Below are 15,312 nucleotides of genomic sequence, written 5' to 3'. Positions count from 1 at the left end.
CGACTAGCCATAGATATTGGCGCGGTCACGCAACTCTTTGCCTGGTTTGAAGTGAGGAACGTACTTGCCGTCCAGCTCAACTTTGTCACCGGTTTTCGGGTTGCGACCTACACGCGGGGCACGGTAGTGAAGAGAAAAACTGCCGAATCCGCGGATCTCAATGCGTTCGCCCTCGGCCAGCGTAGCGGCCATGTGCTCAAGCATCTCTTTCACTGCATCCTCAACGGCCTTCGCCGGAATATGAGATTGCTGGCCAGCAAGTCTTTCAATAAGTTCAGACTTGGTCATAGTACCTCCAAGCTTTGCAGCTAAACTACCGTATCGGGGCGGTCAGAGACCGCCCCCCGTCATTACTCGCCTTTAGCCGCTTTGAAAGCTTCAGCCATTGCGTTAGAGAAGTTGCCTTCTTCCTGTTTGTTGTTAACAGTTGCGATGGCGTCTTTCTCGTCAGCTTCGTCCTTAGCACGTACGGACAGGCTTACAACGCGGTTCTTACGGTCAACGCCGGTGAATTTAGCTTCAACTTCGTCACCTACGTTCAGAACCAGAGTTGCATCTTCAATGCGGTCGCGAGAGGCTTCAGATGCACGCAGGTAACCTTCTACGCCGCCTGCCAATTCAACTGTAGCACCTTTGGCGTCAACTGCAGTGACTTTACCAGTAACAATAGCACCTTTCTTGTTCATAGACAGGTAGTTATTGAACGGGTCTTCAGCCAGTTGCTTCACGCCCAGGGAGATACGCTCGCGCTCTGCGTCAACTTGCAGAACAACCGCAGCGATTTCGTCGCCTTTCTTGTATTCACGTACTGCTTCTTCGCCTGCAACGTTCCAGGAGATGTCAGACAGGTGAACCAGGCCGTCGATGCCGCCGTCCAGGCCGATGAAGATACCGAAGTCAGTGATAGACTTGATTTTACCTTCAACGCGGTCGCCCTTGTTGTGGGTCTCTGCGAACTGCTGCCATGGGTTGGATTTGCACTGCTTCAGGCCCAGGGAGATACGACGACGTTCTTCATCGATGTCCAGAACCATCACTTCCACTACGTCGCCCACGTTAACAACTTTGGACGGATGGATGTTTTTGTTGGTCCAATCCATTTCAGAAACGTGTACCAGACCTTCAACGCCTTCTTCGATTTCCACGAAGCAGCCGTAATCAGTCAGGTTGGTTACACGGCCAGTCAGCTTGGTGCCTTCTGGGTAACGTTTCGCGATAGCAACCCATGGATCTTCGCCCAGCTGTTTCAGGCCCAGGGATACACGAGTACGCTCGCGGTCGAACTTCAGCACTTTAACAGTGATTTCATCGCCAACGTTGACGATTTCGCTTGGATGCTTAACGCGTTTCCAAGCCATGTCAGTGATGTGCAGCAGGCCGTCTACGCCGCCCAGATCAACGAATGCACCGTAGTCAGTGAGGTTCTTAACGATACCTTTAACTTCCATGCCTTCCTGCAGGTTTTCCAGCAGTTGATCGCGCTCAGCGCTGTTCTCGGATTCGATAACCGCACGGCGAGAAACGACAACGTTGTTGCGCTTCTGATCCAGCTTGATGACTTTGAACTCAAGCTCTTTGCCTTCCAGGTGCAGAGTGTCACGTACCGGACGCACGTCAACCAGGGAACCTGGCAGGAACGCGCGGATGCCGTTCAGCTCGACGGTGAAGCCACCCTTCACTTTGCCGTTGATAACACCGGTTACAGTCTCAGCTTCTTCGTAGGCTTTTTCCAGCGTGATCCAAGCTTCGTGACGCTTAGCTTTCTCACGGGACAGCAGGGTTTCACCGAAGCCGTCTTCAACAGCATCCAGAGCAACGTCAACTTCGTCACCAACCTGGATTTCCAGCTCGCCCTGGGCGTTTTTGAATTGCTCAGCCGGGATGGCAGACTCAGATTTCAGACCGGCGTCAACCAGTACGATATCTTTGTCGATAGCAACAACGACGCCACGAACGATGGAACCCGGGCGGGTTTCGATTTCTTTTAAGGATTCTTCAAAGAGTTGAGCGAAAGATTCAGTCATGTTGTTAATCTTCAGGGTTCTTTAGTTTAACGTCCATTTAGCGTCCCGCCGAATGGGGTTGTTTCACATACCCCGCCATTGGCTCCATGCCGACAGGGTTTAAGGTTACAGGGGTAAAATTTTACCCGATATATTGCGATACCGCTATGACAAATATGACAAAAAGCCAATAGCGCCGCCGCGCTTATTGCTGCGGCAACGCCAACACTTTCTGTGCATACGTCAACGCCTGCCGGATCACTTCTTCGATCGACATGCTGGTAGAATCCAGCACGAGGGCGTCAGAAGCGGGCACCAGAGGCGCGATAGGCCGATTACGGTCACGGTCGTCCCGTTCCTTTATCTCGGCTAAAAGACGTTCAAAGTTAACATTAAAGCCCTTCTCCTGCAACTGCAGCATGCGGCGGTGCGCGCGCTCCTCCGAGCTGGCGTCGAGGAAAATCTTGACCGGCGCGTCCGGGAACACCACCGTGCCCATGTCGCGGCCATCGGCAATCAGGCCGGGCGCCTCGCGAAACGCGCGCTGGCGGCGCAGCAGCGCCTCGCGCACACGCGGAAACGCCGCCGCTTGCGACGCGGTGTTGCCGACGGTTTCGGTGCGGATCTCATTGCTGACGTCCTCACCTTCCAAAATCACTTGCAGCTTGCCGTCCTGGGCAACGAAGCGAACATCGAGATGTGCGGCCAGCGGAACCAGCGCTTCCTCAGAAGTGATATCCACCTGATGATGCAACGCCGCCAGCGCCAGCACGCGATAGATCGCGCCGGAATCCAGCAAACGCCAACCAAGGGACTCGGCCAACGCTTTACACAGCGTGCCTTTGCCTGCGCCACTTGGTCCATCAACGGTTATCACCGGGGCTGTAGCCGTCATTTCTCTCTCCTTCAGGTAGAAAACCTCACAGAGACACGGCGCGCTTCGACTCGAAGCCCGGGCGCTCTGTCACCTGCCCAATCAGGGGCAAATACGGTGGCGTATTATACGCTGCCCTACGGCGATCTGTTACCCTGGAACTGTCCGGTTGTTGAAAATAAGCGCACAACCGCGAAAAAGTATAGAAGAAACGCCGGTCGCCGGGGGTTAAAAACGATAAAGGCCCGCAAAGGGGCCTTAAAAGAAATGATCTGACCGTTACGCCGGCCGGCTGATGCGCGCCAGCTGTTCGAAATAGTCCGGGAAGGTTTTCGCGGTGCACTTCGGATCGAGGATCGTCACCGGGGTATCCGACAACGCCACCAGCGAGAAGCACATCGCCATGCGGTGATCGTTGTAGGTGCCGATCTCGGCGAACTGCAGTTTGGCCGGCGGCACGACGTGAATGTAGTCTTCGCCCTCGTCAACTTCCGCCCCCACTTTACGCAGCTCGGTGGCCATCGCCGCCAGACGGTCAGTCTCCTTCACCCGCCAGTTGTAGATATTGCGGATGGTGGTCGGCCCCTCGGCGAACAGCGCCGCGGTGGCGATGGTCATCGCCGCATCCGGAATGTGGTTCATGTCCATATCGATGCCGCGCAGTTCACCGCGGCTGCACTCGATGAAATCGTCGCCCCAGGTGATGCGCGCCCCCATCTTCTCCAGCACATCGGCGAATTTGGTGTCGCCCTGCACGCTTTTGCGGCCGATGCCGGTCACGCGCACGGTGCCGCCCTTGATCGCCGCCGCCGCCAGGAAGTAGGACGCGGAAGAAGCGTCACCTTCAACCAGATAGTCGCCCGGCGCGATATACGTCTGGCGCCCCTGAATATGGAACACCCGGTAATTGTCGTGGCTCACCGATACGCCGAAGGTGCGCATCAGGTGCAACGTGATGTCGATGTACGGCTTGGAAACCAGCTCGCCTTTGATGTGGATTTGCGTATCCTGCGGCGCCAGCGGCGCGGTCATCAGCAACGCGGTCAGGAACTGGCTGGAGACGCTGCCGTCAACGGTGACGTCGCCGCCCTGGAAGCCGCCACGCAGGCGAATCGGCGGATAATCGGTCTGTTCGAGGTAATCAATTTGCGCCCCGCCCTGGCGCAACGCGTCCACCAAATGGCCGATCGGGCGTTCTTTCATGCGGGGTTCCCCGGTCAGAACCACATCACCTTCACCAAGGCACAGCGCCGCCGCCAGTGGGCGCATCGCGGTGCCGGCATTGCCGAGGAACAGTTCCAGCGGCTGGTCGGCCACCAGCGGCCCGGCCACGCCGGTCACTTCACACACGGTGCGGTCGGCGGAAAGCCGGTAGTTCACGCCCAACGCCTGCAGCGCATTCAGCATATGACGCACATCGTCGCTGTCCAGCAGGTTGGTCAGCCGGGTCGTTCCCTCCGCCAGCGCCGCCAGCAGCAGAGCACGGTTGGAAACGCTCTTCGAGCCGGGTAAGTTGACGGTGCCATTGACCAGGGCGACCGGTTGTAACGTCAGGGAATCCACCATGTGAACAAAACTCTCCAATTCTGATAAACGAAACGGCTCCGGAATAATGCCGGAGCCGCTTTAATGCAAAAGGACAACAGCTTGGTCAGCCCGCGCCCGGCGAGCTGACGGAATCAACCGTGACGACGCTCGAAATCGGTCATAAAGTCGGTCAGCGCCTGTACGCCGGCCAGCGGCATCGCATTGTAAATAGAAGCGCGCATGCCGCCAACTACGCGGTGGCCTTTCAGCGCCTGCAGGCCGATGGCCTCGGCTTCGCTGAGGAACACCTTGTCCAGCGCCGCATCGGCCAGCTGGAACGGCACGTTCATCCACGAGCGGTTGGCGATCGCCACCTGGCTGCGGTAGAAGTCGGATTTATCGATGGTCGCATACAGCAACTCGGCCTTGGCCTGATTGCGTTTTTGCATCTCCACCAGGCCGCCCTGCTCTTTCAGCCATTTGAACACCAGCCCGGACAAGTACCAGGCGAAGGTCGGCGGGGTGTTGAACATCGAGTCGTTCTCGGCCAACACGGTGTAATCGAGGATCGACGGCACTTCTTTACGCGCCTTGCCCAACAGATCGTCGCGCACGATCACCAGTGTCAGACCGGCCGGGCCGATATTTTTCTGCGCGCCGGCGTAAATCACGCCAAAGCGGCTGACGTCGAGCGGGCGGGACAGGATGGTCGAGGAGTAATCGCCGATCACTACTTTGTCGCCGAAGTCCGGCGTTTCATCGATGGCTACGCCGTCGATGGTTTCATTTGGGCAATAATGCACGTAAGCCGCGTCGTTGCTCAGCTGCCACTCTTTCATCGGCTTGATACCGCTCAGGCCGTCGATGCGGGTTTTCACGTCGATGACGTTCGGGGTGCAATACTTTTCCGCTTCCTTGATGGCGCTGTGCGCCCAATAGCCGCCGTCGATGTAGTCGGCGGTGGCCTTGTCGCCCAGCAGGTTCAGCGGCAGCGCGGCGAATTGCGCGCGGGCGCCGCCGTGGCAAAACAGCACTTTGTAGTTGGAGGGGACTTTCAGCAGATCGCGCAGATCCTGTTCCGCCTGCTCGGCAACGGCGATGAATTCTTTGCTGCGGTGACTGATCTCCATCACTGACGTTCCCAGGCCGTGCCAGTTGCACAGTTCCTGTTCCGCACGACGCAACACTTCCACCGGCAGCATCGCCGGGCCAGAGCTAAAATTATAAACCTGAGTCATTTCCCCTCACCACATTCACTGTTCGCCGCAGAAAAGCGACCTGTCGAAAAGATGCCCGAAGCTAACGCTCGCGTTAACCAACCCATCGGTTTTATCACTCACGCCCCATGGCTGCAACGCTTATTCGCCCGCCGGCGGCAAACAGGCGCACCGGGTGATGACAGGCTCTGCGGCCGGCGCGTTTTTTTGGACGATAAAACCCTGCGACATGGGGAAATTCAGCGGGTTAACGCGGTGTTTTATGCTGTATTCAGCCGAGATGGCTGCGGGAGCCCGGACGGCCCCCGCAGGAGAGAAAACGATCAGTACTGATTGAACATTTGCTGGATCTGCTTCGCGTCTTTGGTTTGCGTCAGCGCCAGCTGCAGCAGAATGCGCGCTTTTTGCGGATTCAGCGTGCCGGCGGCCACGAAACCGTATTTGGCGTCGTCCACTTCCGCATCCTCGGTGGTCGCGCCGGTCGGCACGCGCGAAGAACGCACCACCGCCACGCCGTTGTGCGCCGCCGTCGCCAGGGTGTCGAACACGGTTTTATACAGGTTGCCGTTGCCGACCCCGGCGCTGACGATGCCCTGGTACCCTTCGGCGATTAGCGCCTTGGCCGGCGCATCGGAGGCGTTGGCGTAGTTGTAAATGATGCCGACCTTCGGCAGTTCGTTCAGCTTGCTGACGTCGAACGGCGTCTCCCGGGTGTGCTTGCGCTGCGGCGAACGCTGATAATCGATCTTGCCGTTGTGGATGTATCCCAGCGGGCCGAAGTTCGGCGACTGGAAGGTTTGCACGGCGGTGGTGCTGGTTTTAGTGACATCTCGTGCGTCCAGCACGCTGTCGTTCATCGCCACCAGCACCCCGCGGTTGGCCGATTGCGGATCCGCCGCCGTCACCACCGCGTTATACAGATTGAACGGGCCGTCGGCGCTCATCGCCGTCGCCGGCCGCATCGCCCCGACCAGCACTACCGGCTTGTCGCACTTCACCGTCAGATCGAGGAAATAGGCCGTCTCTTCCAGCGTATCGGTGCCGTGGGTGATGACGAAGCCGTCGGTTTTGCCGCAGTCGGCGTCAATTTTCTTCGCCAACGTCAGCCAGACCTGATCGTTCATGTCCTGCGAGCCGATGTTAACCACCTGCTCCCCCTGCACGTTGGCGATGTTCTTCAGCGCCGGCACCGCATCGACCAGCGCCTCGACGCCCAGTTTGCCCGCGGTATAGTTGGATTTCGTCGCCGAATCGCCGCCGCCGGCGATGGTGCCGCCGGTCGCCAGCAGGGTGATGTTGGGCAGCGCCAGCGCCGAGGCGCTGACGCCGGTCAACAAAAGGGTTAACACGCTGAGTTTCACTGATTTCATTAGATTTCTCCGTGACAGATAACTCGCTGAATTATGGCCTTTATCCTTAAAAAAACTGTGACTTTGCCGCCGCTTTAGGAATACGTGGAGCTCCAGCGTAAAACCCCGTATCATTGCGCGTTTTTAGTACGCGCAAAAAGTGAAGACAATGACGCAAACTTTTATCCCCGGTAAAGACGCCGCCCTGGAAGATTCCATCGCCCGTTTCCAGCAGAAACTGAGCGATCTCGGTTTCAACATCGAAGAAGCCTCCTGGCTGAACCCGGTGCCGCACGTATGGTCGGTGCACATTCGCGATCGCGATTGCCCGCTGTGCTTCACCAACGGCAAAGGCGCCAGCAAAAAAGCCGCGTTGGCCTCTGCGCTGGGTGAATATTTCGAGCGCCTGTCCACCAACTACTTCTTCGCCGATTTCTATCTGGGCAAGCAGATCGCCGAAGGCGACTTCGTGCACTACCCGAATGAGAAATGGTTCCCGATCCCGGCGGACGATGCGCTGCCGGCCGGCATCCTCGACGAGCGTCTGCACGCCTTCTACGATCCGCAACAAGAGCTGAGCGCCAGCGATCTTGTTGATCTGCAGTCCGGCAATACCGATCGCGGCATCTGCGCGCTGCCGTTCACCCGTCAGTCCGATCAGCAAACGGTATACATTCCGATGAACATCATCGGCAACCTGTATGTTTCCAACGGCATGTCCGCCGGCAACACCGCCAACGAAGCGCGCGTGCAGGGCCTGTCGGAAGTGTTCGAGCGCTATGTGAAAAACCGCATTATCGCCGAATCCATTAGCCTGCCGGCGATCCCGGACGAGGTGCTGAACCGCTACCCGGGCGTGGTGGAAGCCATCGCCAAGCTGGAAGAGGAAGGTTTCCCAATCCTCTCCTACGACGCCTCCCTGGGCGGCAACTACCCGGTGATCTGCGTGGTGCTGTTCAACCCGACCAACGGCACCTGCTTCGCCTCGTTCGGCGCGCACCCGGACTTCGGCGTGGCGCTGGAGCGCACGGTGACCGAACTGCTGCAGGGCCGCAGCCTGAAAGATCTCGACGTGTTCACCGCGCCGACCTTCGATGACGAAGAAGTGGCGGAACACACCAACCTGGAAACGCACTTCATCGACTCCAGCGGCCTGATCTCGTGGGATCTGTTCAAGCAGGACGCGGACTATCCGTTCGTTGACTGGAACTTCAGCGGCAGCACGCAGGAAGAGTTCGCCACCCTGATGAGCATCTTCGACAAAGAAGACGCGGAAGTGTACATCGCCGACTACGAACACCTGGGCGTCTACGCTTGCCGCATCATCGTGCCGGGCATGTCCGATATCTACCCGGCGGAAGACCTGCTGCTGGCCAACAACAGCATGGGCGCGCACCTGCGCGATACGCTGCTGGCGTTGCCGGGCAGCGAGTGGGAGCCGGAAGAATACCTGGCGCTGATCGAGCAGTTGGACGACGAAGGGCTGGACGATTTCACCCGCGTACGCGAACTGCTGGGCATTGCCAGCGGCAAAGACAACGCCTGGTATACCCTGCGCGTGGGCGAGCTGAAGTCGATGCTGGCGCTGGCGGGCGGCGATCTGGATCAGGCGCTGATTTGGACCGAATGGACGCAGGACTTCAACGCCTCGGTGCTGAGCCCGGCGCGCAGCAACTACTACCGTTGCCTGCAAACGCTGTTGCTGCTGGCGCAGGAGCCTGAGCGCGAAGCGGCGCAATACTATACCGCGTTCGTGAAAATGTACGGCCAGGAAGCGGTGGACGCGGCCTCGGCCGCCATCAGCGGTGAAGAACGCTTCAACGGGCTGTTCGCCGTCGATGCCGATCTGAAGGCGTTGCCGGCCCATCAGGCGCTGCTGGCGGCCTACGAGAAGCTGCAGGCGGCCAAGCGCCGTCACTGGGCCAAGGCCTAATCGCCATTGGGGGTACCGCCACTTTTGGGGTACCCTCCCCGGTCAAACGCCGCACTCCGCTGCGGCGTTTTCATTTTGCGGTTTATTTCAACGCATCCTGTTTTATTTTCCCGCAGGAAAATAGGCGGTTAAACGAGCATAAGAATAAATAAACCGGCGATTGTTGCCTGACGGTGAAATAATAATTAACCGATAATTAAACTTTCAGCGACGAACGGCGACAAAACGCCTAAAAATTTAACTTTGACACCCTCGGCACATTGGGTGTATTCAAAAAAAACTGCAAACATTAAAAAATTGTTTTTTGTTTAAATTCAATAAATTAACCATAAAAACCACACAAAAAACATGCCATATTGGCGCTCTACTTCCCCGCCTTATGATCCAAATCAAATTTTCCCCTATACTGCTTTGCTAGTATCTCATTGCGTTGTTTTAACCCTTAAGAGCGAGAGTTAGTTTGAAAACTGACAGCCCATTCGATCTGATTTTACCTGCGGCAACGGCGAAAATCGCTGAAGATGCCGGCGTGTATAAAGCCACCAAACATCCGCTGAAAACGTTTTATTTGGCGATCACCGCCGGTGTCTTCATTTCCATCGCCTTCGTTTTCTACATCACGGCGACCACCGGCACCGCCGGCGTGCCTTTCGGGCTGGCTAAACTGGTCGGCGGCATCTGTTTCTCTCTCGGGTTAATGCTGGTGGTGGTGTCGGGCGCCGACCTGTTCACCTCTACCGTGCTTATCGTCATCGCCAAGGCCAGCGGCCGCATCAGCTGGGGCCAACTGGGCGCCAACTGGCTGAACGTTTATCTCGGCAACCTGGTCGGCGCGCTGTTCTTCGTGGCGCTGATCTGGTTCTCCGGCGAGTATATGGTCGCCAACGGCCAGTGGGGCCTGAATGTTCTGCAAACCGCAGACCACAAGCTGCATCACACCTTTATCGAAGCCGTCTGCCTCGGCATTCTGGCTAACCTGATGGTCTGCCTGGCGGTCTGGATGAGCTACTCCGGCCGTACCCTGACCGACAAGATGCTCGCCATGGTGCTGCCGGTCGGTATGTTTGTCGCCAGCGGCTTCGAACACAGCATCGCCAACATGTTTATGATCCCTATGGGCATCGTGGTCAAACACTTCGCCACGCCGGAATTCTGGCAAGCCGTAGGGGCGGTACCTGAGCAATTCGCTCATCTGACAGTAAGCAACTTCATCATCGACAACCTGATTCCGGTCACCATTGGTAACATCATCGGCGGCGGTCTGCTGGTTGGGTTGACTTACTGGGTAATTTATCTGCGCGGGGGCCGCGAACAGCACTAAGCTGTGAGTTACCGCGCGCAGAGTTAGAAATCCACAATCAAAGGTAGGTGTACAATGACCGAACTTAACGAGAAATTAGCCAACGCTTGGGAAGGTTTCAGCAAGGGTGACTGGCAGAATGAAGTCAACGTTCGTGACTTCATCCAGAAAAACTACACGCCTTATGAAGGTGACGAATCCTTCCTGGCTGGCGCAACTCAAGCCACCACCACCTTGTGGGACAAGGTTATGGAAGGGATCAAACTGGAAAACCGCACTCATGCGCCGGTTGATTTCGACACCAACGTTGCTTCAACCATCGTTTCTCACGACGCGGGTTACATCGCCAAAGAGCTGGAAACCATCGTGGGTCTGCAGACCGACGCCCCTCTGAAACGCGCGCTGATCCCGTTCGGCGGCATCAAAATGGTCGAAGGTTCGTGCAAAGTATACGGCCGCGAACTGGATCCGCAGCTGAAAAAAGTGTTCACCGAATACCGTAAAACCCACAACCAGGGCGTATTCGACGTTTACACCAAAGACATCCTGAACTGCCGTAAATCCGGCGTGCTGACCGGTCTGCCAGACGCTTACGGCCGTGGCCGCATCATCGGCGACTACCGCCGCGTGGCGCTGTACGGCATCGACTTCCTGATGGCCGACAAGCTGAACCAGTTCAAATCGCTGCAGGAAAAACTGGAAAACGGCGAAGACCTGGAAATGACCATCCAGCTGCGCGAAGAGATCGCTGAACAGCATCGCGCTCTGGCTCAGATCAAAGAGATGGCCGCCAAATACGGTTACGACATCTCCGGCCCGGCCACCAGCGCCCAAGAAGCGGTGCAGTGGACCTACTTCGGCTACCTGGCCGCGGTGAAATCCCAGAACGGCGCCGCCATGTCCTTCGGCCGCGTGTCCACCTTCCTCGACGTGTTCATCGAACGCGACATCAAGGCGGGCAAACTGACCGAAGAGCAAGCGCAGGAACTGATCGACCACCTGGTGATGAAACTGCGTATGGTGCGCTTCCTGCGTACCCCTGAGTACGATGAACTGTTCTCCGGCGACCCAATCTGGGCGACCGAATCCCTGGCCGGTATGGGCGTCGACGGCCGTACCCTGGTCACCAAAAACAGCTTCCGCTTCCTGAACACCCTGTACACCATGGGGCCGTCGCCGGAGCCGAACATGACCATCCTGTGGTCTGAGAAGCTGCCGCTGAACTTCAAGAAATTCGCGGCGAAAGTGTCCATCGACACCTCTTCCGTACAGTACGAAAACGACGACCTGATGCGTCCTGACTTCAACAACGATGACTACGCCATCGCCTGTTGCGTCAGCCCGATGATCGTCGGTAAGCAAATGCAGTTCTTCGGCGCCCGCGCCAACCTGGCGAAAACCATGCTGTACGCCATCAACGGCGGCGTTGACGAGAAACTGAAAATGCAGGTCGGCCCGAAAGAAGCGCCGATGATGGACGAAGTGCTGGACTATGACAAAGTCATGGCCCGCATGGACCACTTTATGGATTGGCTGGCCAAGCAGTACGTGACCGCGCTGAACATCATTCACTACATGCACGACAAGTACAGCTACGAAGCTGCGCTGATGGCGCTGCATGACCGTGACGTTTATCGCACCATGGCTTGCGGCATCGCCGGTCTGTCCGTTGCGGCCGACTCCCTGTCCGCCATCAAGTACGCGAAAGTCACCACCATTCGCGACGAAGACGGCCTGGCTATCGACTTTAAAGTGGAAGGCGAGTATCCGCAGTTCGGTAACAACGACGCCCGCGTCGATGACATCGCCTGCGACCTGGTGGAACGTTTCATGAAGAAAATTCAGAAACTGCGCACCTACCGCAACGCGGTACCGACTCAGTCCGTACTGACCATCACCTCCAACGTGGTGTACGGTAAGAAAACCGGTAACACCCCGGATGGCCGCCGCGCAGGCGCACCGTTCGGCCCAGGTGCCAACCCGATGCACGGTCGCGATCAGAAAGGTGCAGTCGCCTCCCTGACCTCGGTAGCCAAACTGCCGTTTGCCTACGCGAAAGACGGGATCTCCTACACCTTCTCCATCGTGCCTAACGCGCTGGGTAAAGACGACGACGTGCGTAAAGCCAACCTGGCGGGCCTGATGGATGGTTACTTCCACCATGAAGCCTCCATCGAGGGCGGCCAGCATCTGAACGTCAACGTAATGAACCGCGAAATGCTGCTGGACGCGATGGAAAATCCTGAGAAATACCCTCAGCTGACCATCCGCGTCTCCGGTTACGCCGTGCGCTTCAACTCGCTGACCAAAGAGCAACAGCAGGACGTCATTACTCGTACCTTCACTCAAACGATGTAATAACGCCGACCGGGCGGGAAACCGCCCGGTGCCAACGTCGGGGCCGGTTCTGCCGGCCCTTTTCTCCCACCGCTCTCCCCTGACTCTGTGCGAGTCTGTTTTGCCGGATATCTATACTGAATGGATAGCCGGCAAAACAGTTATCCGGCAACTGACCGGCCGACAGGCATCATTACCCCCGGTGGCGGATCCCCCGCCGCTGCATCGCAGATACCTGGCCGGCGGCCACGCGCCTATTTTTAGACTGCGTTTGACAGTCCATATTGGAGAAAACCCCGCAATGTCAGTAACTGGTCGCATCCACTCCTTCGAATCCTGCGGCACCGTCGATGGGCCCGGGATCCGCTTTATCGTCTTCTTCCAGGGCTGCCTGATGCGCTGCCTCTATTGCCATAACCGTGACACCTGGGACACCCACGGCGGCAAAGAAGTGACCGTCGAAGAGCTGATGAAAGACGCGGTGGCCTACCGCCACTTCATGAACGCTTCCGGCGGCGGCGTGACCGCGTCCGGCGGCGAGGCGATCCTGCAGGCTGAATTCGTGCGCGACTGGTTCCGCGCCTGTCATGCCGAAGGCATCAACACCTGCCTGGACACCAATGGCTTCGTGCGCCGCTACGATCCGGTGATCGACGAATTGCTGGACACCACCGATCTGGTGATGCTGGATCTGAAACAGATGAACGACGAGATCCACCAGAATCTGGTCGGCGTCTCCAACCACCGCACGCTGGAATTCGCCCGCTATCTGGCGAAACGCAACCAGCGCACCTGGATCCGTTACGTGGTGGTGCCGGGTTGGTCAGACGACGATAAATCGGCGCACCTGCTGGGCGAGTTCACCAAGGACATGACCAACATCGAGAAAATCGAGCTGCTGCCTTACCACGAGCTGGGCAAGCACAAATGGATAGCGATGGGGGAAGAGTACAAACTGGACGGCGTGCATCCGCCGAAGGCCGAGACCATGGATCGCGTCAAAGGCATCCTGGAAAGCTACGGCCACAAAGTGATTTACTGACTGACGCAGCACCAAAGAAAAAACCGGCTCATGGCCGGTTTTTTTATGCTCAGGCGGCGGCGAACGGCGTGTGATGGCGATCCGGCTTCTGCTTTTTCAGCAGCATCAGCAGGTAAACCAGCGCCACGGCGGCGATCATCACGAACAGCACGCGGTCGGAATAGTTCTGCATCAGCAGCGCCGTCATCGATGGGCCCAGCAAGCTGCCGATGGTGTAACTCATCAGCAGCGCCTGGTTCATCGCCACCAGTTCGTGCGGCATTGCCTTCTCACAGGCCCAGGACATCGCCACCGGATACAGGGTAAAGCCGGCGCAGCCGAGGATGAACAGTGAAGGCGCCATGGCGTAGTTGCCGAGCATCGCCACGCTGGCGAGGATCACCACAAACACCTGAATGCGCAGCACCAGCAGGCGCCCGTAACGATCGGCCAGGCGCCCGACCGGCCATTGGCCGACGATGCCGGAGCTGACCAAGAGCGCCATCCAGTAGCCGACGTTAGCATCGCTCATGCCCTGATGAGAGAGATACAGCGGCATCAGGCCATACAGCGAACCGAGCACGATGCCGGAGATGATGCAGCCGTTGATGCCCAGGCGCGCGCTGCGGCGTCTCAACATTGTCCATACCGCCGCCTGCTGCGGCTCGTCTTCATGGCGGTTTACCCGCGCGAACAACATCGGCAGCATGGCGCTGATCACGATCGCGGTCACCCACGGCACCACGTGCAGCAATTCGGTCGAGGTCATGCTCAACAGTAACTGGCCGGTCACCGTACCGAGGTAATAGACAATCATATAGGCCGCCAGCAGCTGGCCACGGTTGCTCAAATTGCCGCTGCGCAAAAGCGCGCTCTCCACGATCACCCAGATCCAGGCACACCCGACGCCGGCGAAGAAGCGCCAGCCCAGCCAGCTCCAGAAATCGATCGACAGCACCATGCCGGCGGTCGCGGCGGCGAACAGCAAACAAGAGAGATGATAGCTGCGGGTGAAGCCAACGCGCTGGATCAGTTTGCCCGCTACCAACGTGCCCAACAGGTTGCCGCTGAAATAAGAGGAGCTGACCATACCCACTTGCCAGGTCGACAGCTGAGCATGGGTTAACCAAAGCGGCACTAACGTATTCAAAACGGCAATGGATACCGTGAGCAGCAAGAGGCCGCAGAGCAATAAGAGCACCGGGCGGGAGTAAGCGGACATAGTGAAATTGTGACCGAACGCGCAATGAGAGTGCGCGCATCATGCCACTGGCGATAAAAAAGTCAATCGCCTCTTATCATTCCAGCGCACGATTTGTTTCCGGCTAAGCGGCTGAAAAAGCGCTATGCTCAGCGCAGAGCGGATTTAACGACGGAGAAGCGAGATGAGTCAGGCAAATAATGCGGCGGTCGAGACCTTGCTGGCAGACATCGGCAGCACGCACGGCGAGCTGCTGGAGATCGTACAACAGGTGCGCCGGGTCGCTGCGGCGAGCGGCAGTGGCATCACCGAATCGGTCAAATACGGCGGCATCATGTTCTCGCATACTCAATTTTTCTGCGGCGTTTTCGCCTACCGCAGTCACGTCACGGTGGAATTCGGCCAAGGGCACCGACTGGAAGATCGCTATCAGCAACTTGAAGGCAACGGCCAATATCGGCGGCACATCAAGCTCCACTCGCCCGCCGAAGTGAAAAACAAGCACCTGGCGGACTACATTAAACAGGCTTACGCGCTGGCGACAGACTGA

At 57.7% G+C, this 15,312-nt stretch carries 12 protein-coding genes; 5 read left to right on the top strand and 7 right to left on the bottom strand.

The window, feature by feature from the left end; all coding sequences use genetic code 11:
- Positions 1–3: 3 nt before the first annotated feature.
- From ihfB to ansB, 6 genes are all read right to left on the bottom strand, one after another.
- Entirely contained in the window at positions 4–288 is a 285-nt protein-coding gene (gene ihfB / locus ACORQT_RS08400) for an integration host factor subunit beta (RefSeq protein WP_004928264.1), read from the bottom strand.
- Positions 289–350: 62 nt separating this feature from the next.
- Positions 351–2,024 carry a 30S ribosomal protein S1 gene (gene rpsA / locus ACORQT_RS08395; RefSeq protein WP_004928267.1) on the bottom strand — a complete coding sequence of 558 codons (1,674 nt, stop codon included), beginning with the start codon at positions 2,022–2,024 and terminating at the stop codon, positions 351–353.
- A gap of 184 nt (positions 2,025–2,208) precedes the next feature.
- The gene (gene cmk, locus ACORQT_RS08390) at positions 2,209–2,898 is read right to left on the bottom strand and encodes a (d)CMP kinase (RefSeq protein ID WP_004928270.1); all 690 of its coding nucleotides are present in this window, start codon (positions 2,896–2,898) and stop codon (positions 2,209–2,211) included.
- Between the two features lie 258 nt (positions 2,899–3,156).
- The gene (gene aroA, locus ACORQT_RS08385; RefSeq protein WP_033650672.1) at positions 3,157–4,443 is read right to left on the bottom strand and encodes a 3-phosphoshikimate 1-carboxyvinyltransferase; all 1,287 of its coding nucleotides are present in this window, start codon (positions 4,441–4,443) and stop codon (positions 3,157–3,159) included.
- Between the two features lie 113 nt (positions 4,444–4,556).
- Positions 4,557–5,642, bottom strand: a complete 1,086-nt coding sequence (gene serC / locus ACORQT_RS08380) for a 3-phosphoserine/phosphohydroxythreonine transaminase (RefSeq protein WP_028127991.1) — start codon at positions 5,640–5,642, stop codon at positions 4,557–4,559.
- 302 nt (positions 5,643–5,944) lie between these two features.
- The gene (gene ansB, locus ACORQT_RS08375; RefSeq protein ID WP_033650671.1) at positions 5,945–6,991 is read right to left on the bottom strand and encodes an L-asparaginase 2; all 1,047 of its coding nucleotides are present in this window, start codon (positions 6,989–6,991) and stop codon (positions 5,945–5,947) included.
- A gap of 148 nt (positions 6,992–7,139) precedes the next feature.
- Here ansB and ycaO point away from each other — a divergent pair, with 148 nt between their 5' ends.
- The 4 genes from ycaO (at position 7,140) to pflA (ending at position 13,582) form a co-directional block, all read left to right on the top strand.
- Positions 7,140–8,903, top strand: a complete 1,764-nt coding sequence (gene ycaO / locus ACORQT_RS08370; RefSeq protein WP_164057181.1) for a 30S ribosomal protein S12 methylthiotransferase accessory factor YcaO — start codon at positions 7,140–7,142, stop codon at positions 8,901–8,903.
- A gap of 460 nt (positions 8,904–9,363) precedes the next feature.
- The gene (focA, locus tag ACORQT_RS08365; RefSeq protein ID WP_019454548.1) at positions 9,364–10,224 is read left to right on the top strand and encodes a formate transporter FocA; all 861 of its coding nucleotides are present in this window, start codon (positions 9,364–9,366) and stop codon (positions 10,222–10,224) included.
- A 54-nt stretch (positions 10,225–10,278) separates the two neighbouring features.
- Positions 10,279–12,561, top strand: a complete 2,283-nt coding sequence (gene pflB / locus ACORQT_RS08360; RefSeq protein WP_004928286.1) for a formate C-acetyltransferase — start codon at positions 10,279–10,281, stop codon at positions 12,559–12,561.
- Positions 12,562–12,841: 280 nt separating this feature from the next.
- A complete protein-coding gene (pflA, locus tag ACORQT_RS08355) occupies positions 12,842–13,582 on the top strand; it encodes a pyruvate formate lyase 1-activating protein (protein WP_031299859.1) in 741 nt (246 codons plus the stop codon).
- Between the two features lie 49 nt (positions 13,583–13,631).
- On the opposite strand, the gene ACORQT_RS08350 is transcribed toward pflA, so the two are convergent.
- The gene (locus ACORQT_RS08350) at positions 13,632–14,783 is read right to left on the bottom strand and encodes an MFS transporter (RefSeq protein ID WP_033642558.1); all 1,152 of its coding nucleotides are present in this window, start codon (positions 14,781–14,783) and stop codon (positions 13,632–13,634) included.
- Between the two features lie 163 nt (positions 14,784–14,946).
- Between ACORQT_RS08350 and ACORQT_RS08345 the strand changes: the two genes are divergently transcribed.
- Positions 14,947–15,312: a DUF1801 domain-containing protein gene (locus ACORQT_RS08345; protein ID WP_042784105.1), complete on the top strand. Its 366-nt coding sequence runs from the start codon at positions 14,947–14,949 to the stop codon at positions 15,310–15,312.

Origin of the sequence: Serratia sp. (in: enterobacteria), assembly GCF_052400455.1 — a bacterium.
Classification (GTDB): Bacteria; Pseudomonadota; Gammaproteobacteria; order Enterobacterales; family Enterobacteriaceae; genus Serratia; species Serratia ureilytica.
Note: the sequence above shows the minus strand (reverse complement) of the source record. Positions and strands in the feature narration are given on the sequence as shown.